Source organism: Novosphingobium mathurense, from assembly GCF_900168325.1.
Lineage (GTDB): Bacteria > Pseudomonadota > Alphaproteobacteria > Sphingomonadales > Sphingomonadaceae > Novosphingobium > Novosphingobium mathurense.
Genome location: NZ_FVZE01000004.1, coordinates 307,601 through 325,709 on the forward strand (window position 1 = coordinate 307,601; position 18,109 = coordinate 325,709).

The following is an 18,109-nucleotide window of genomic DNA, read 5'->3' on the forward strand; positions in this document are numbered from 1 at the left end:
TCCCCGCAGCTGCGCGATCAATGCGCCAGGTAGGCGCTGAAAAAAGGCATGACGTGATTCTGGAATCGATCGGCCACGGCGCTGGTATGGGTGCCCGGATAGACCTCAAAGCTGTTGGCGATACCGTAACTGTCGATCAGGTCATGCAACTTCCCGGCATCGATCTTCAGACCATCCTGATCGCCGACATCGATGGCAATCGCTGCATATTTGCGCAGGTTGGCGACATACTGATCGGCGAAGGCAAGCGGGGAATTGGCCATCCACTTGGCCATGATGTCTGGTCGGACCTTTCCATCCTTTACCGGCAGATCGAGATACAGCGGCGGATTAAGGGGATCGGGAGACCAGGCCGCTGCCATGGCCAAAGTCCCGCGCGGACCGAAAGACAAGTCCTCCGAATCGACAGGTGTCTTGAGCCTGGCCACTTTCGCTTCCAGATCGGGCTCAAAGCTCTGCGGATCACGCACCGATAGACAGCACGGGCTCATCAGATAGAGCGCGCCGAATACATCTGCATGTTTGAAGCCTATGCGCGTTGCGCCGTATCCACCCATGGAATGCCCGACCAGCCCGCGGCTGCGTCTATCGGGAAGGGTGCGGTAATGGCTGTCGATATAGGCCACGAGATCACGTGAGACGAAAGTTTCGAAATCGCCGGTCGTCTGGGAGCTGGAATACATCGATCCGTTATATGCGGTCTTGCTGTCCGGCAGGACCACGATCATTTCCGTTGCACCTTGCGCGAAGGCTCCTTCGACCGTCTGGGGGACGTGGATCTCTTTCATCCATTGTTCGGCTCCGATGGAGTAACCGTGGAGCGCGTAGACGACCGGATAGCGCCTTTGCGGATCCTTGCCATAGCTGGGCGGAAGAACGACCACGACGTCGCGATCCGCGGCTTCGCCTTCGAGGTTGCCTTCGATGGCGATGGAATGGACCTTGATCCGCTCAACCGCGGTTGGTCTCGCTCCCGATACGGGGGCGGGAACCGGAGTTTGCACTTGGGCATGCCCGGGCAGGGCTGTCGATGCGAGTGCCAGCGCTGTTGATGCCATGATTATTCGCGATGGCCCCGGCCGGTGCATCGCCTTGCTGCTGATCCCCTCAATGGCAAAAGACATCATATCGCGGATTTGCGCCATCTCATCCTGTCCCTTTGCGGATTGGTGCCGGATTTGTCTTTCGCAACGTATCGGCCCGGAAGCGCATATTTTGTCTGCGTAAATCTTCAGGGTGTCAATCTCGGATTGTACCGATTTCTAATCGCGACGGTGATTGGATATACTTTCCGGAAGATTTTAAGGTCGTAAATACAGCCATGTAGGATCAATTCTCGTTGCAGATCACCAACAGGCGCAAAGGAGGTAGCGCTATCATTGAATCGCTGATAGGCTATTAACTCAGAGTCAAAGATAGGGAGAGATGGCCATGCGGATGCCGCTGAAAGGCGCAGGCACCGGGCTGGCGCTGGCACTGAGCGCATCGATAGCGCTGCCTGCGGCAATCGGGGCGCAGACACCCGATACTGTTCGTGCGACGATCGATGCCGCGAGCCGATCCGATGCGGTGACCCGTCATGCTTATGGCATGTTCATCGAGCCGATAGGTGGCCTTGTCGCACGCAGTCTCTGGGCAGAGATGCTCGATGACCGCAAGTTCTACTACCCGGTTGTGACTGCGGCGAAAGATGTTCCGCCGCCACCGAACCCGGAAGGAAGACCGGGAGTGATCTACCGCAAATGGCGTCCGATCGGAAGTGACGATGCCGTGGAAATGGACACATCCGATCCGTTCGTCGGCAATCAGTCTCCGAAAGTCACGGTCTCCAGCAAGGAAGTTCGTGGCTTCGGCCAATCGGGCATCGGCATCGCAGAAGGTAAACGCTATGTTGGCCACTTGTGGTTGTCAGGCGATCCCGGGGTCCATGTTCAAGTTGCCCTGGCCTGGGGCAAAGGCCGCTCGGATCGCCAGATTGAAAGCCTCGATACGCCCCGGCCCGGTTGGCAGAAAGTCGAATTCGCCTTTTCACCCAAAACCGGCACCAGCGATGCGCGGTTGGAAATCACCGGAACGGGAACCGGCGCATTCAGGGTCGATGCGATTTCCTTGATGCCCGATGACAATATCGATGGCTGGCGCGCGGACACTACGGCGATTGCCCGTTCTCTGAATTCGGGAATGTGGCGGCTGCCGGGTGGGAACTTTCTGTCCGATTGGGACTGGCACGGTGCGCTGGGACCGCGCGACAAGCGCGCTCCCATGTTCGACCATGCCTGGAGCGCCATGCAGCCCAACGATCTCGGCATGGACGAATGGATGAAACTGACGCAGATCCTCGGCGTCGATCCATACGTCACGGTCAATGCCGGGCTTGGCGATGCCCATTCTGCCGCCGAGGAAGTGGAATATCTCAACGGTCCGGCCACCAGCGAATGGGGTGCCAAGCGGGCGGCAAACGGCCATCCGGAGCCTTATGCGGTCAAGTACTGGAACATCGGCAACGAGCCCTATGGTTGGTGGCAGATTGGCCGGACGACGCTCGACTATTTCATGATCAAGCATAACCGCTTTGCAGAAGCCATGCGCGCGGTGGATCCGTCGATCGTTCTGATCGGCTCGGGGGCCATGCCCGATCAGCTCAAGCCACGAGATGCCAAGGAAAATCCGTCCCTGGACAGCATCCGGCACAAGTTCGGCACCGAGGAAGACTGGACGGGCGGGCTGTTTGCCAAGGCATGGGGGAATTTCGACGGCGTAAGCGAGCACTGGTACGATGCTGCGGAAAGGCGTCCAGACGCACCGGCAGATGCGGAACTCATGGAGTATGCGCGCTCTCCTTCGAACCAGGTGCGCATGAAGGCTGAAATCTGGGATGTCTATCGGCAACGTTTCCCCAGGATCGACAAGGACAATATCTTCCTGTCGATTGACGAATATGCCTATTTCGGCGGTGCCAACCTGAAGTCTGCGCTGGCCTATGCGATGGTCATGCAGGAGATGTTGCGCCACACCGATTTTCTGAAGATGAGTGCCTTCACCACCGGGGCATCGACGATGGACATTACGCCCACGGCCTCGGTTCTCAACAGCACCGGCCTCGTTTTCAAGCTCTATGGCGAACACTTCGGCGAAGGTACGGTCCCTTTGACGGTCACCGGAAATTCGCCGCAGCCCGAGCCTCGCCATCCGGTCGGCTACGATCACCCGCAAGTTCGCGCAGGCAGTCCGACTTATCCTCTGGACATCATCGCTGCGCTAGGGCCTGGCGGCAAGTCCCTGCGCATCGGTTTGGTCAATGCCACCTTCCAGAAGCAGTCGGCAGATCTCACTTTCGAAGGGCTTTCGGTCGTGGGAGCGGGCAAGCGCTGGGTGTTAACCGGAAAGTCGGTGGACGCTTCAAACAAGGTCGGCGCGCCGGCTCAAGTCACGATCACCGGCAGCGAAGCTATGCCTCAGGAAGGCGCACTGTCAGTCCCGCCGATCTCGATAGTGGTCTATGAATTTCCCCTGGCAAGTTAGTCCGGACGCCTGACGGGTGAACAGGGCGGAATCGCCGACGCGGTTCCGCCCGTTTTTCGTTCCTTCGCGGATTGAGCTCAGTTGCCCCGCAGCAGTTGCATGACCATCGCGCGAATTCTGCCATAGTTACCCTGATCGAGTGGTCCAAGGATGCCATGTTGCTCTTCCGGCAGATGGGCGAGGGGATGACCTTCCGGGCGGAAAACATAGTGATCGAAAAAGGAACGCCAGGCGGCCCGCTCGGGCTCAGGGCGTTCAGCAATCGCAATCATGGCCAACATCATGGCCGTGAAGGGTGCGTCGGGTCCCGAAGCGAATGCGTCCCACCAGTAATTGACGAGCAAATTGAGATCGCCCTTCGCCTCTACCTGATGCCACCACAACTTGGGCAGGTAGAGCGCATCGCCCGGATCCAGTTCGACGACCAGTGCTCGTTCTCTAATGACGTCGAAGCGCGGATAGCGGGGATCTCCGGGTTCTGATCCGGCCGCCAAGCTTACCGGTTGGCCCGCCATAGTATGATCAATCGGACCGACGTAAAGATCGCTGATGGCGCTGGGCGGATAAAGCGTAAATGTTCGCTGGCCAGCTACGACACAAGCAAGGTTGTCGAATGTGTCGTAGTGGCAAGCGACTGCGGACGCATTGCCGATCCACAGCCGCGGCCTGGCGCTGCGCGGCACGAATGGCAGGCAATTGGCCTCAGCGAAGCCAGGCATGTGGCTCTCGGCCGGAAGCGATCCCATGTAGACAGTGCCCAGTGATGGATTCTCGGCGCACCGCTCGATCCGCTTCAACGCTTCTGCGATTCCCATGATTTCACGCTTGAAGTTGAAACCGTCAGGGCCTGCCCCGTAATGATACCGGGCTGAGATCGATTCATCGCCAACGAAGCCTTGTGCCCGCTGCCCATTGTCAAACGCACAAAGGTATTCCCGCAAGTGCCGGACAGACTGCCTTGCCGCGATATGTGCGGGCCAATTGGCACAGGCTGCGCGAATGATGGCAGGGCGGCACGGCTCGATTACCTCTTTGCGGAATGCCCCCGGATCGGAAATCGCCGTGAGAGGAAACTCGGCAACTGTGTCTCCCGGCATCGGCTTCATGCAGCGCGGCTGAGCCGGCGATTGCGAATATTGGCCAGCGTGCCGATATGCTTGAGCGAACCGACCATGGTATAGATCAATTGCAGGTAACCCTTGCGGAACAAGTCGAGCACCGCAGCATCATCGAGTTCGTGCAGTGTATCAAGGCTTACCGTATAGAGTCCTTGCAGAACCAGCTTCTCTCCATCATCGAAATTGAGCGAAATATCGATCGGCTCAATCAATTTGAGACTCAACAGGGTCGCGGTAAATGCCTCCGTTTCCTTCTTGCCGTGAACCAGCTGGGTCAGGACACGTTGTATATGCCGCAAGGGCGTGGCAGGCTGCCCATCCATATCGAACAAGAGATCACCTTCATATTCGCTGAACCTTGGGCAACCCTCGTCGATAGCGATTTCATCTTCTGTTACATAGAACCCTTCGCGTTGCTGATCGAGTGTCCGATAGGGCGGTACCGAGCCTCCCATCTTGTCTGAAAGCAGGTTCTCATCTGGCTTGAAGCCGAACATCGCGCCAGCGTAGAAGGCACCGGTTTCGGGATTCTTTGCCAGGAGAATCGGACAGCCTGCAGCCGCGGAGCCAAATTCACTCAGCATGACTTCGGTGAAATGAGACGCTTCGGCATGACCGGGTTTCAACCGGAGATTCCGATGCTCCTGTGGATTTAGCGCTACCAATTGTATTGACATTCTAATCTCTCCCAAGCGGTCGCCGCAGATCCAAAACCGCACAAATCGGCCCTTTTTATGGCCGATTTTCGCGCTAGATACCGCAAATTTCAGCCTGCGCCAAGCACTGCAGAACTTTAATCAATACACCTACAAAAGACTATTGATAGCGCTACCTTGCAGTGCTACGAATTGCTCAGAAGAAAGGAATCGGGAGAGGATCAGAGCGGCGCGCCGATTACAGGCAGGCGACGCCCGGCACTCTCGACACGCAAATTTCTATCTGTCGCGCAAGCGATGTCTGATCGAACCGGATGAACACGGTCGATAAATAAAAGGGCATGGAGGGGATATGATGATTTCCAATCATACTGGCCGAACATTAAGCAGTCGCCTGAGGCATGGCTTGTTCACGGCAAGTGCAACGGGCGTGCTGGCCCTTGCGTTGACGGCTCCCGCATATGCGCAGGAAGCGGAAAGTGGAGGCAGCAATACTGCGCCTCAAGCCCGGGAAGGCGATCAGGGCGTCATTATCGTAACCGGTATTCGCGGTTCGCTTCAGCGCAACCTGGATGCCAAGCGTGAGGCCCCTGGCGTCGTCGACGTCATCTCCTCAGAAGAAATCGGCAAGTTTCCGGATTCCAATGTTGCAGCATCGCTGCAGCGCCTTCCGGGTGTCTCGATCCAGCGTGACGGGCCGCGCGGCGAAGCCAACGGCGTAACCATCCGCGGCTTCGGAGGCGACTTCAACGAAACACTCGTCGATGGTCGTCGCCTATCCACCGCCACTGGCGGCCGTTCAATCGATTTCAGCACCGTCGGCTCCGACTTCATCGGATCTTTGGCGGTTTACAAGACGCCGGACGTAGCGGTCGGTTCGAACTCGATCGGCGCCACCATCGACATTGCTTATCCCAAGCCGCTCGACAGGCCGGGCTTCCATATGGCTGCCAGCGCTTCCGGGTCTGTCCAGAACTATGCCAAGAAAGTCGTCCCCTCGGTCGGGTTGCTGATCAGCGACACCTTTGCGGACAACACCTTCGGCATCCTCGCCGACGTTATCTATACCCGCCACGATACGCGTACGAACAACGTCTACGTGCATGGGTTCCCGGGCGGCCTCTATGCGCCGTGTCAGCTCCAGGGCAGCACTGCCACTGTCTGCAATCCGACTAGCGATACGACGGCCGATCCCAGCCAGGTCAAGTCGATCGTGGGTTTCTTCGAACAGCAATATGGTGCCCAGCAGACCTACACCAAGGATGAACGTATCGACGGGCGGATCGCGTTGCAGTGGCAACCATCCGATGACATCCTACTCACCCTTGACGACAACTACACTGAACAGCGCATCAACTCGAGTACGTTCGGATTTGGCATCTGGTTCAACCAGGGTTCGCTGCGCAACGTCGTTCTGGACGACAATGGTGTGCCTCTGGACTTCACGCAGGCGGGCTCGCAGACCGACTTCACGGCTGAGCGTGCCAGCAACCTGCGTCGAACCAACCAGACCGGCCTCAACGTCAAGTGGAACGTCAGCAGCAACTTCGAAGTCGAGGCTGACGGCAGTTTCTCGAAGAGCTGGCTCAATCCGGACGGCCGTATCAGTTCACGCGGTGCGGACATCGGCTACGGCTTCGGCATCGGCCCGACTCTCGGCATTGCCATCGACGGCAACAGCAGCGGTGCATTCCCTTCGCTCCATGACTACGGGGCGGAAGGCGACCCCAGCCGTTGGGCCGACACTTCGGTCATCGGCTCGCACGTCACCGTCAATATCGCCAACAAGAATACGGATACGATCAAGCAGGCTCGCCTGTCGGGCAAGTGGACCCAGGACGACCTGACCTTGACTTTCGGGGGGACATACCTCGACGACACGTTCAAGTTCCGCAGTGCCAATACATTCGGAAATAACTTCTGGCAGGCGTACTCGGGCTATGGCCCGGCGTCGGGAACCAGTGGTGGCGTCGCAATTCCGTTGGATCTCTACAACGGGATGGTGGGAACCGGCGGTTTCATCCCCGGCTTCGACGGGATGCTGCCGCCCACGCTCATCAATTTCAACGCGATCGACTATCAGAATTTCCTGACGTCGCTGGGCAATCCGCAGGCCGGAAATATCCCCGGCTACAACTACGGATGCTGCAACGGGGACTTCACCGGTACATTCGACGTCGCGAACGATGTTGGAAGCTATCGCAACATCAACGAGAAGACGTGGTCACTTTTCCTCAAGGCTCGCTTCGAAACCGAACTGGCAGGAATGCCCTTCACCTTCACGGCAGGCATGCGTCAGGAAACGACGCATCTGAGCTCGAGCGGTATCGGTCGCCTTCCGCTGTCGATTACACCGAGCACGACTGACCCCACGCTGCTTACGGTCAATTTCGGTCCGGTGCAGCCAGTGACAACGAAGAGCAATTACAGCTACTTCCTGCCGGCTGTTGACGTGAAGCTTGAAGTCATGCCGGATCTCGTCCTGCGCTTCGATGCATCGCGAACCTTGACCCGTCCGACGCTCAACCTGCTGACCCCGGTTTTGAACATCGGCACCGGCCAGCGTATCGGCGCGCTTACGGCCGATGGTGGCAACCCGAACCTCAAGCCCTTCCTTTCGGACAATTTCGACCTTGCGGCGGAATGGTACTACCAGCGAAATTCCTATCTCGCAGTCAACCTCTTCCTCAAGAACGTCTCGAACTTCATCGTTCAGGGTACGCAGCGTCAGACGATCAACGACGTAGTCGATCCGTCAACGGGACAGCCGGCGCAGTTCACGGTTTCGCAGCGCCTCAACGGGCCTGATGCTACCGTTCGCGGCATCGAGCTTGCCCTGCAGCATACCTTCGGGGACTCCGGCTTCGGCTTCGTCGCCAACGCGACGTTCGTCGATACCAACAAGCCTTACGACCGAAGCGATATCAGCCAGAGCGGCTTTGCCGTGACGGGTCTTGCCAACTCGGCAAACTTCGTCGGCTTCTTCGACAAGTATGGGTTCGAGTTCCGTGCAGCGCTCAACTGGCGTGACGAGTACCTCCTCCAATTCGGACAAGTCCAGAACACGGGCGCCTTCGGTGCCGAGCCGACCTTCGTGAATGCCAGCACGCAGATCGACCTCAGCACCAGCTATCAGATCACTGAGGGCTTGAACGTCTTCGGCGAGATCCTGAACCTGACCAACGAGACGCAAAGCACGCACGGTCGCTACAAGAACCAGTTGCTTGACGTTTACGGTTACGGCCGCCGCTTCACTGCGGGTGTCCGTTACCGCTTCTAACTCCTCCCTGGCCGGAGGTGTCAAAGGATTGACACCTCCGGCAAACTGGTTTTGCCTCGGCTCATGCAACGACCCACCAAGAAGATCGTTATTGTCGGCGGCGGCACGGCCGGATGGCTCACAGCCGGAGTGATCGCCGCGAAGCATCGCAGCCGGATGCCAGGAGGTTTTTCGGTTACCCTGGTCGAATCCCCGAACACGCCGATCATTGGCGTCGGGGAGGGGACCTGGCCGACATTGCGCACCACTCTGGCCAGGATTGGCGTCTCGGAAACCGACTTCTTCCGGGAATGCGATGCAGCCTTCAAGCAGGGAGCCAAGTTCGCCCGCTGGACCACCGGTGCTCCCGATGACGCTTATTACCACCCGCTGATGCTGCCGCAGTCATTCGCGCAGCTCAACCTCGCCCCGCACTGGCTGGCGAATGGAGAGAGCAGCTTTTGCGATGCCGTCTGCCCGCAAGGTCGTATCTGCGACGACGGGCTGGCCCCCAAGACTATCGCAACACCCGAATTCGAAGCGCTGGCGAACTACGCCTATCACCTCGACGCCGGCAAGTTCGCGCCCTTCCTGCAACGTCACTGCACGCAGAAGCTTGGCGTTCGCCACGTCCTGGCGGACGTCCAGAGGGTCGAGATGACGGACGATGGCGATATCAAAAGCGTCGTCACCGAGCAGGCCGGTGAAATTGAGGGCGATCTCTTCGTCGATTGCACCGGTTTCAAGGCGCTGTTGATCGGCGAGGCACTGGGCGTACCGTTCAAGGATTGCAGCGACGTACTGTTCTGCGACACGGCGCTTGCGGTTCAATTGCCCTACGAAAGTGAGACGAGCGCGATTGCCTCGCACACGATATCCACCGCTCAATCCGCAGGATGGATCTGGGACATCGGCCTGCCGACCCGGCGGGGAATCGGCTATGTCTATTCCAGCGATCACACGAGCGGCGATGAGGCCGAGCAAGAATTGCGCGCTTATCTGGGCGCGGCGGGCAAGGATCTACCCTTGCGCAAGATCCCGATCCGCTCCGGCCACCGTGAGACCTTCTGGAAGCGCAACTGCGTCGCGGTCGGTCTGGCTGCCGGGTTCCTCGAACCGTTGGAAGCATCCGCCATCGTCCTGATCGAGCTGTCGGCCAAGCTGATTGCCGAACAGATGCCCGCGTGCCGGGAGGTCATGGATGCCATCGCGCGCCGGTTCAACGCCACGACGGATTATCGCTGGGGCCGGATCATCGATTTTCTGAAGCTGCACTACGTGCTCACGCAGCGCACAGACAGTGCATTCTGGCAGGACAACCTGCGACCGGAAACCATTCCCGAAAGGTTGCAGGAACTGCTGTTGCTCTGGAAATACCAGGGGCCATGGTTCCACGATGAATTCGACCGGGTCGAAGAAGTATTCCCTCCGGCGAGCTATCAGTACGTTCTTTACGGAATGGGTTTTCGCACCGAAGTGGAATCCGAAGCGCTGGCAGGAGATGCCAGCCTTGCCGCCAGAGCCATGCGTGAAAACGCGGCGCAGACGCAGCGGCTGCGGGCAGGTCTGCCCCGTCACCGCGATCTGATCCGCAAGATCGTCGATCATGGTTTGCAGCCGGTCTGAACGCGATCCATTCCAGCAAACGACGAGGATTACGCATGACCCACCCCCCATCGCGCCGTCACCGGCTGACGTCCTTCCTCCTCGCCGGTGCCATGCTGGTTCCCGCCGGACTCTCGATGGATTCCGTATCGGCGCAAGAGGCCGCGCCAGCGACAGCAGTCTCGCCGGTGCGCGCAAAGGCAAGGGCCCTGGCAGCGGATCTCGTGGCGAAGATGACGCTGGACGAGAAGCTGGGTCAGTTGCTGAATACCGCTCCGGCCATTCCGCGTCTCAACATTCCGGCCTACAACTGGTGGACGGAATCGCTTCATGGTGCGCTGGGATCCCTGCCGACAACCAATTTTCCCGAGCCCATCGGCCTTGCCGCCACCTTCGATGCGCCGCTCGTGCAGGATGTGGCCGGAACGATCAGTTCCGAAGTGCGCGGACTTCACGCCCTGGCGCGCAAGACCGGGCGTATGGGGCGCATCGGTACCGGCCTCGACACATGGTCTCCGAATATCAATATCTTCCGTGATCCGCGATGGGGAAGGGGGCAGGAGACCTATGGCGAGGACCCCTATCTCACGGCGCGCATGGGCGTTTCCTTCGTGGAAGGGATGCAGGGCCCGGATCCCGACCTTCCGGACGTGATCGCCACGCCAAAGCACTTCGCCGTCCATAACGGCCCGGAATCGACGCGCCATCATGCGAATGTCTTCGTCTCGCGCCACGATCTGGAAGATACATATCTGCCCGCTTTCCGCGCGGCGATCGTGGAGGGCAAGGCCGGTTCCGTCATGTGCGCCTACAATCGCGTTGACGGACAACCGGCCTGCGCCAGCCAGGAACTTCTGCAAGAGCACCTTGTCGATGCCTGGGGCTTCCAGGGCTACGTCGTATCCGATTGCGATGCGGTGAAAGACATCAGCGACAATCACAAGTACGCGCCCGATGGCGCTGCCGCCGTCGCCGCCGCCATGCGCATGGGCGTGGACAGCGAATGCCACACATGGACCCTGTCCGATACCGACGGGTTGACCGATCGCTATCGCGAGGCGCTGGAGCGCGGGCTCATCACCGTCAACGATGTCGACAGGACACTCATCCGCCTCTTCTCAGCCCGCCTGCGCAATGGCGACTTGCCCGGGGTGCGCAAGCTGAGCACCGATACGTCCTCCGCCGCCGATGTCGGAACATCGGCCCACGGCGCGCTTGCGCTCAAGGCTGCGGAAGAGAGCCTGGTTCTTCTCAAGAACAACGGAATTCTGCCATTCCAGACTGCCGGGATGAAAGTGGCCGTGATCGGCCCCTTCGGCGATGCCACCCGTGTGCTGCGCGGCAATTATTCCTCGACCATTTCGGCCCGGCCGATCTCGGTAGTCGAAGGATTGCGACAGGCCATGCCGAAGGCATCCGTTTCCTATGTTCCCTTCGGAGAGACGGTCACCGATGGCGATCCGGTGCCGGAATCCGCCCTTATCAGCGAGGATGGGAAGCCGGGTCTCACGGCGCGCTACTACAATGTGGTGGGCACGCCGCCCAAGCTCTTTGCCCCGGGCAAGCTGGACGAATATCTGAAGACGGTGAAATTCTCGGAAAAGCCGGTCGTGACCCGGCGAGAGCGCAGCGTCGATGGGCGGAGCCTGGACCTGGCGCAAGTATCCGATCATCACCGGGTAGTCTGGACCGGCTACCTCGTTCCGCCGGAGAGCGGCACTTACCGTCTCGGGCTTTCCGGCTTCCAGAGCGGCCGAATGGACTTCGACGGAAAACCATTCGTCGACCTCAAGGACGCAAAATGGGGCAGCTTGCCCACCATGAAGACGGTCACCCTTGAGAAAGGGCATCGCTATCCGGTCAGGATCATCGGCGAGGCGCATACGGGAACTGCCGGGATAGGCTTTGCCTGGAAGCGGATTTCGAATGATCCCGCCGGTGACATGCGAAGCGCCGCACAGGCTGCCGATGTGCTTGTCGCCGTCGTCGGACTGACGTCCGATCTTGAAGCTGAAGAATCGCCGATCGAGATTCCCGGGTTCAAGGGCGGCGACAAGACCACGCTCGATATTCCTGCGGACCAGCAAAAGCTGCTGGAACAGGCCAAGGCAACCGGCAAGCCGCTGATCGTCGTGGCCATGAACGGCAGTCCGATCAACCTCAGCTGGGCCAAGGACAACGCCGATGCCATCCTAGAGGCATGGTATCCGGGCCAGTCTGGTGGCCTTGCCATTGCCAATGTGCTGACCGGCAAGGTCAATCCGACCGGCCGACTGCCCCTGACTTTCTATCGTAGCGTCGAAGATCTGCCGCCCTTCGACGATTACGATATGAAAGGACGAACCTATCGCTACTTCACCGGGAAAGCTGTCTACCCCTTCGGATACGGTCTCAGCTACACGACTTTCGGCTATGGCCCGGTGGCGGTTGAGCCTGCTGGAGGCGGGGCACACAATGGCCTTCGTGTGACCACGCAGGTCAGCAACACCGGCCAGCGCGCCGGCGGCGATGCAGTGCAGCTCTATCTCGATTTCCCCGATGCACCGGGCACACCCAACATTGCCCTGCGCGGTTTTCAGAAGGTGTCGTTGCAGCCGGGAGAAACGCGCAAGGTTACCTTCGACCTGTCACCGCGCGATCTCAGTTCGGTAACCCCGGATGGCGTTCGCAAAGTGCTGGAAGGCCACTACAAGGTGACGGTGGGTGGCGGTCAGCCCGGCTTCGATAATCCGACGCAATCGGCCGATTTCTCGGTCGACAAGGCGGTCACTCTGCCGAAGTAACCAGTGGTGATGTCCTCAACGACGGCCCGTTCAGCGTGACGGGCCGCCCGGGGATCAATTCCACTTCGGCGCTGCGGTCGTTCAGACGGACGATCCGCTTTCCCGCTGTGCGACCGACCAGTCTTGCAGAGATCAGTTCGCCACCACGCCATCCCAGACTGACCTCGCAGGCGCCGCGTGTGCGCAAGCCCCGAGCGGAGCCCTGCGGCCACGCGCGGGGGAGGGCCGGCAGCAGGCGGATCTCGTCGTCCCGGCTTTGGACAAGCATTTCGGCGATGGCCGCCGCGCCACCGAAATTACCATCGATCTGGAACGGTGGGTGAGCGTCGAACATATTGGGATAGGTGCGCTCAGGACCGAGCAGGTAACGCAGGATACGGTGCGCATGATCGCCCTCGCGCAAGCGAGCCCAGAGGTTTGCGCGCCATGCCGTGGCCCAGCCAGTGGATTCGTCGCCCCGTAATTCCAGCGACTTGCGCGCAGCCATGGCTAGTGCGGGCGTCTCATCAAGGTTGATCTGGTGGCTGGGATAAAGCCCGTAGAGATGGGAAACATGGCGGTGATGCGGTTCGGGCGCGTCGGCATCCCAATCCTCCAGCCATTCCTGCAATTGGCCTTGCGACCCAATCCTGTCGGGTGCGAGCCGACTGCGGGCGTCGAGCATCTGTGCAGATAATTCACGATCCACGCCAAGGATGGTCGCAGCCTTTGCCGTCTGAGCGAGCAGGTCGCGCAGGATCTGCCGATCGACGGCAGGCCCGGCGCATACGGACGCGCCGCCGGGATGCTCGTTTTCCGGTGAGATCGAAGGATTGGTGACAAGAAACCCGGTGGCCGGATCGCGCTGCAAGGTATCGAGGAAAAACAGCGCGGCTCCGCGCATCAGGGGATAGATGGAGCGCAGGAACTCCGTGTCACGGTGATAGTCGAAATGGCCCCAAAGGTGCGTGCATAGCCAGGCTCCGCCCATCGGCCACAGGCCCCATGCGGCTCCATCGATCGGTGCGGTGGCACGCCACAAGTCCGTGTTGTGATGCGCGACCCACCCCCTTGCGCCATACATCTCCCGAGCGGTGCGGGCACCGGTCTGCGCAAGATCGCGCACCAGTGACACGAGGGGGGCCACGCATTCGCCAAGCCCGCTCGGTTCGGCAGGCCAGTAGTTCATCTCGGTATTGATATTGATCGTGTACTTGGATCCCCACGGCGGATCGTCGCTGTCGTTCCAGATGCCCTGCAGGTTGGCTGGCTGGCTGCCGGGCCGTGAAGAGCAGATCAGCAGGTAACGTCCGTACTGGAAGTAGAGTGCGGCCAGGGCGCTGTCATCGGAAGTCTGGCTGGTGCGAATACGCTCGTCAGTGGGCCGGTGCGCCTCGGGCGTTTCGCCCAGATCGAGAGCAACGCGGCGATAGAGTTTCCGATGCGATGCGGCGGTGTCGGCAGCGATGCGCGCAAATGAATGGCGACTGGCCGCTTCGATCTGACCGCGCGTGATCTGCGATGGGTCACCGCTGACATCGTCGAACCCACGATAGCTGGTCGCCATGGCGATCAGGATCGTGACGGTGTCGGCGCCTTCCACAGCTAGCTTGCCATCGCTGACCGAATGCCCTCCGCCATGATGCAAAATGCGTGCCCGAGCCTCGAAGCGCAGGGCACCCTCCACGCCATGAGCGCCGTTGTTCCGTCCGCTGAGGATCAGTGTGTCGCCATCTATCGTGAGTGCACTGTCGTGGGGTGCCTCCAGACCAACTAGGCAGTGGATTCTGCCTGGCTGATCGGCCCACAAGCGGATGGCAATGACCTGATGGTCTGGCGATGCGACGACTTCGCGGGACCACGACACGCCATCGGCCTGGAAGGTTGTCGTGGCCAGCGCTGCATCGAGATCCAGTTCCCGCAAGTAGCTTCCCTGCTCGACCGCACCGAGGCTCGGCATCGCAATCGTCAGGTTCCCGAAGGTCTGATAGGCCATCTGGCTCAAGGGGCGAGCCATGAGCCTTTCATTCGCCAAGGCCTGCGCCTGCGTGAAGCGCCCTTGTTCGATCAATTGGCGGATCTGGGGAAGGACTGCGTGCGCCGCAGGATTGACCGGATTGTAGGGTCCACCAGTCCACAGCGTATCCTCATTGAGCTGGAGACGTTCCAGTCCCGTGCCACCGAAGACCATGGCCCCGATCCGACCGTTACCCACCGGCAACGCCTCGATCCACTCGTGCGCAGGCTGACGGTACCACAGGCGATCCCGGGAAAGCGGCATCGGCGCCGCTCCGGCTGTCGAAGACGAGCCGAATTCGCCCAAAGCCACGGCAGCGCTCATCGTGGCGATACCCGTCAACAGCTTGCGCCGGGTCAAAGCGAAGTGATCTCTAGCCGAACCGGAAGGGTGGCCCAATGGGTTGGCTGGGTTGCCGACTGGTACGGTCATCGCCTTCTTGCTATCCTCTCCGCATGGACGAAAAGCGCTCAGCTCTTCGTCAGCAGCTATCTTGTCGGAGTAATGATAGCGCTATCCAATGTCGGACGGCAAGTGCGATCGTAGACCCTTGTGCCGGACCTTTCCCTGCTTTCAAACAAGCCCGGTATGACGGGCCGATCAGCTGGCGATAGCGAGTTCCGGTACTTCCTCAGAACCGGGAACTGGCTGGCGCGATCGTTGCGCATTCTCATCCGGCGTGCGGACATGCTGCAGGAACTGATCGACCTGCATCTTGAGCATGATCGCCTGCTGTTCCAGCTCGGTCGAGGATGTGAGCACCTGCGATGCAGCTGCACCCGTCGAAAGCGAAGTTTCGCGTACTTGCGCGATATTCGAGGTCACCTCGTCTGCGCTGCGGGCGGCAAGGTCAATGCTGCGCGCGAGATCCTGACCTGCCAGGGATTGCTGGTCCACGGCGGCTGCAATCGAGACCGAAGTCGCTTCCAGCTCCTCGATGTCCTTGCCGATGGCCCGCAGTGCCGCCACGCTGCATTCCGTCGATTCCTGGATTACGCGGATCTGCAGCGAAACTTCCTCCGCCGCCTTGCTGGTGCGGTCGGCCAGTTCCTTTACCTCCGACGCCACAACCGCGAAACCGCGACCCGCTTCGCCTCCGCGTGCAGCCTCGATCGAGGCGTTGAGCGCAAGCAGGTTGGTGCGGTGCGCGATGGTCGAAATGAGCTTCACGATCTCGCTTGCCTGTTCGGCCGAAACCGCCAGGGCGACGATCGTCTCGTCCGCGTCCGATGCGGTAAGCGTGGCCTTGCGCGCGAGATCCGCCGAACTTGCGGCCTGACGGCTGATCTCGTTGATCGACATGGCGAATTCGTCACTGGCGGCCGCTGCTGCCGTAACCCCGGCCGAGGCTTCGTTCATTGCGGAAGAGACGTCACCCGTCTGCATGGCGGACTGTTCGGCCGCGGAGGCCATCGCCGTTGCCGTGACCTGTAGCTGGCTCGACGCAGCCGCAACGCCGCTGACGATCTCGCCGACGGTCTGTTCGAACTTGTTGGCCAGTTCGACCAGCACTCTTTTCTGCCTCGCGCGCATTTCCTCACGCTCGCGGCGAGCCTGCTTTTCGCGTTCGATTTCCGCCTGTGCCGCCTCGGCAGCTTCGGCACGCAGGCGTTCGATGCGAAGATAGCCGCGTCGGAATACCTCGATGGAACGCGCCATATCGCCAATCTCGTGCGGCGCATCGGTGTCGGGCACTTCGATGTTGTTGTCGCCATCGGCAAGCTTGCGCATCGCTTCGGTGATCTTGTGCAAAGGACCGGTTATGTCGCGCCGGGTCAGGCCGAGTGCCAAGGCTCCGTTGAGCGCTGCGATCAGGGCGAATGCGACCATCGCCCACTCGCTCCAGGCGATGAATGTATTGCCACGACCCTGTCCAACCATGGCGCGGGTCATCAACGCCTCGCCAAGGGCAATGGCCTTGGCCGACAGGTCCGCGCCCTCCCGGGAGTAGCCAGAGGCCCGATCCGCGACCTGCAGTTTGGCCGCAAGATCCGTCAGCCTCCTGTCGAGCTGGTCGAATGTCAAGGCGATTTCAGGATCGACCTCGCCCAGCTGCAGCCGAGCATTCGTCAGTTTGTCGTCCGCGGCCCCGAGCAGTGCCTGAGCAGCACTTATCCGCCTGGCATCGGCATCGGCATCCGCGCTGCGCGTATCGACTTGCGTGACGGCTTGGGAGATGTCGGCTCCCGCTTCAGACAGGAGCCTGGCCGATGCGCTCAAGCGAGCGTAATGTTGCGTGCCGCTCTGGATGGTCGAAAGTGCGAACCAGCAGGATAACGCGATGAAAAGCGAAAGACCCAGAAAGACGCAGATCACCACGCGCATTTTCGTCTCGATCGACTGGCGACCGAACCAGTTGCGCTTCTGTGCCCCTGTTACATCCGACATCATAGAGCTCCCCGAACCTTTTGGGAGCTTATGCAGCCCCACTTAAGCAATACCAATGACCCGTTCCCGGAGTTCTGCGGCTCAATGCTTACGAAAGCGGAAAACCACATCCTTAACTATCAAGTAGATGGGCGGGATCAGGAAAACCGCTTCGGTGCGACCGCCCCAACCTCTTGCATATTTTCTGCTGAAAGCGGGGATGGGGTATGAGCGACCCATTCAACCTACTCACCGAAGATTGGCTCAAGGCCAACGGCTTCAAGTGGCATCAGTTCGACCGTCAGCCCTCCAAGCAATGGCTACTCTGGATCGGCAGCGCGATGGGCGACAAGATGACCAGCTACGAAGACCTCGGAATCGAAGTCGCGCCTGGGCATGACGGCAAGTGGTTCTGCTGGCTGCGTAGCGATAGCGCGGGCCGCTATCATCGGTTCATCCACATCCGCCACATAGAATCGGTCGATGACCTGACGGGCATGATCGCAGGGCTTATCGGCAGACCATTCGATCCATGGAACGCCCTGTACGGCCACCTGTACACGCCCGAGCAGGCTCAGCGCCTACGCAGCGAAGATGAGCGCTTGGACATGCGCTTACGCCGGGCCAATCCGCATTGGTATGCCAGTGAAAAAGACCATACGCGCGGCGGTCCGCTGATCGATCACGTCAACGCGCACATCAAGGCATCGGAGAAGCCCGCATGACCCCCCAACCCAACGAAAGGAACGCGTGATGGGGACTTGCCAGACATGCCAATGGTGGCAGCGCAACGAGGCGCGCGA

10 protein-coding genes are annotated in these 18,109 nt (G+C 60.0%); 5 read left to right on the top strand and 5 right to left on the bottom strand.

What is annotated here, in order from left to right:
- Nucleotides 1-17: 17 nt before the first annotated feature.
- Nucleotides 18-1,058, bottom strand: coding sequence for an alpha/beta hydrolase (locus B5483_RS14575; RefSeq protein ID WP_079731009.1), 1,041 nt, complete (start codon nt 1,056-1,058; stop codon nt 18-20).
- A 373-nt stretch (nt 1,059-1,431) separates the two neighbouring features.
- On the opposite strand from B5483_RS14575, the gene B5483_RS14580 reads away from it, so the two are divergent.
- A complete protein-coding gene (locus B5483_RS14580; protein WP_079731010.1) occupies nt 1,432-3,522 on the top strand; it encodes an alpha-L-arabinofuranosidase C-terminal domain-containing protein in 2,091 nt (696 codons plus the stop codon).
- Between the two features lie 77 nt (nt 3,523-3,599).
- Here B5483_RS14580 and B5483_RS14585 read toward each other — a convergent pair whose 3' ends face one another.
- Together B5483_RS14585 and B5483_RS14590 are read right to left on the bottom strand one after the other, a co-directional pair.
- On the bottom strand, nt 3,600-4,628 hold the full coding sequence (locus B5483_RS14585) for a cupin-like domain-containing protein (protein ID WP_342743678.1): 1,029 nt from the start codon (nt 4,626-4,628) through the stop codon (nt 3,600-3,602).
- Nucleotides 4,625-5,317, bottom strand: coding sequence for a SapC family protein (locus tag B5483_RS14590; protein ID WP_079730911.1), 693 nt, complete (start codon nt 5,315-5,317; stop codon nt 4,625-4,627). Before B5483_RS14590 ends, B5483_RS14585 begins: the two co-directional genes overlap by 4 nt.
- Nucleotides 5,318-5,651: 334 nt before the next feature.
- On the opposite strand from B5483_RS14590, the gene B5483_RS14595 reads away from it, so the two are divergent.
- The 3 genes from B5483_RS14595 to B5483_RS14605 all read left to right on the top strand — a co-directional run bounded on the left by B5483_RS14595 (nt 5,652) and on the right by B5483_RS14605 (nt 12,943).
- Nucleotides 5,652-8,576, top strand: coding sequence for a TonB-dependent receptor (locus tag B5483_RS14595; RefSeq protein WP_079731011.1), 2,925 nt, complete (start codon nt 5,652-5,654; stop codon nt 8,574-8,576).
- A gap of 63 nt (nt 8,577-8,639) precedes the next feature.
- The gene (locus B5483_RS14600) at nt 8,640-10,181 is read left to right on the top strand and encodes a tryptophan halogenase family protein (RefSeq protein WP_079730912.1); all 1,542 of its coding nucleotides are present in this window, start codon (nt 8,640-8,642) and stop codon (nt 10,179-10,181) included.
- 92 nt (nt 10,182-10,273) lie between these two features.
- On the top strand, nt 10,274-12,943 hold the full coding sequence (locus tag B5483_RS14605) for a glycoside hydrolase family 3 C-terminal domain-containing protein (protein WP_079731012.1): 2,670 nt from the start codon (nt 10,274-10,276) through the stop codon (nt 12,941-12,943).
- Here the strand turns inward: B5483_RS14605 and B5483_RS14610 are convergent.
- Nucleotides 12,927-15,371, bottom strand: a complete 2,445-nt coding sequence (locus B5483_RS14610) for a glycoside hydrolase family 95 protein (protein ID WP_079730913.1) — start codon at nt 15,369-15,371, stop codon at nt 12,927-12,929. The genes B5483_RS14605 and B5483_RS14610 overlap by 17 nt on opposite strands.
- 168 nt (nt 15,372-15,539) lie before the next feature.
- The gene (locus B5483_RS14615; protein ID WP_176168059.1) at nt 15,540-17,327 is read right to left on the bottom strand and encodes a methyl-accepting chemotaxis protein; all 1,788 of its coding nucleotides are present in this window, start codon (nt 17,325-17,327) and stop codon (nt 15,540-15,542) included.
- A 206-nt stretch (nt 17,328-17,533) separates the two neighbouring features.
- On the opposite strand from B5483_RS14615, the gene B5483_RS14620 reads away from it, so the two are divergent.
- On the top strand, nt 17,534-18,031 hold the full coding sequence (locus B5483_RS14620; RefSeq protein ID WP_079730914.1) for a hypothetical protein: 498 nt from the start codon (nt 17,534-17,536) through the stop codon (nt 18,029-18,031).
- The last annotated feature ends 78 nt before the right edge of the window (nt 18,032-18,109 follow it).

What these genes read in the sequence shown, in the direction of transcription:
- B5483_RS14575 (WP_079731009.1), bottom strand. Translation starts at nt 1,058, where the DNA reads ATGGCATCAACAGCGCTGGCACTCGCATCGACAGCCCTGCCCGGGCAT.
- B5483_RS14580 (WP_079731010.1), top strand. Translation starts at nt 1,432, where the DNA reads ATGCGGATGCCGCTGAAAGGCGCAGGCACCGGGCTGGCGCTGGCACTG.
- B5483_RS14585 (WP_342743678.1), bottom strand. Translation starts at nt 4,628, where the DNA reads ATGAAGCCGATGCCGGGAGACACAGTTGCCGAGTTTCCTCTCACGGCG.
- B5483_RS14590 (WP_079730911.1), bottom strand. Translation starts at nt 5,317, where the DNA reads ATGTCAATACAATTGGTAGCGCTAAATCCACAGGAGCATCGGAATCTC.
- B5483_RS14595 (WP_079731011.1), top strand. Translation starts at nt 5,652, where the DNA reads ATGATTTCCAATCATACTGGCCGAACATTAAGCAGTCGCCTGAGGCAT.
- B5483_RS14600 (WP_079730912.1), top strand. Translation starts at nt 8,640, where the DNA reads ATGCAACGACCCACCAAGAAGATCGTTATTGTCGGCGGCGGCACGGCC.
- B5483_RS14605 (WP_079731012.1), top strand. Translation starts at nt 10,274, where the DNA reads ATGCTGGTTCCCGCCGGACTCTCGATGGATTCCGTATCGGCGCAAGAG.
- B5483_RS14610 (WP_079730913.1), bottom strand. Translation starts at nt 15,371, where the DNA reads ATGACCGTACCAGTCGGCAACCCAGCCAACCCATTGGGCCACCCTTCC.
- B5483_RS14615 (WP_176168059.1), bottom strand. Translation starts at nt 17,327, where the DNA reads ATGTCGGATGTAACAGGGGCACAGAAGCGCAACTGGTTCGGTCGCCAG.
- B5483_RS14620 (WP_079730914.1), top strand. Translation starts at nt 17,534, where the DNA reads ATGAGCGACCCATTCAACCTACTCACCGAAGATTGGCTCAAGGCCAAC.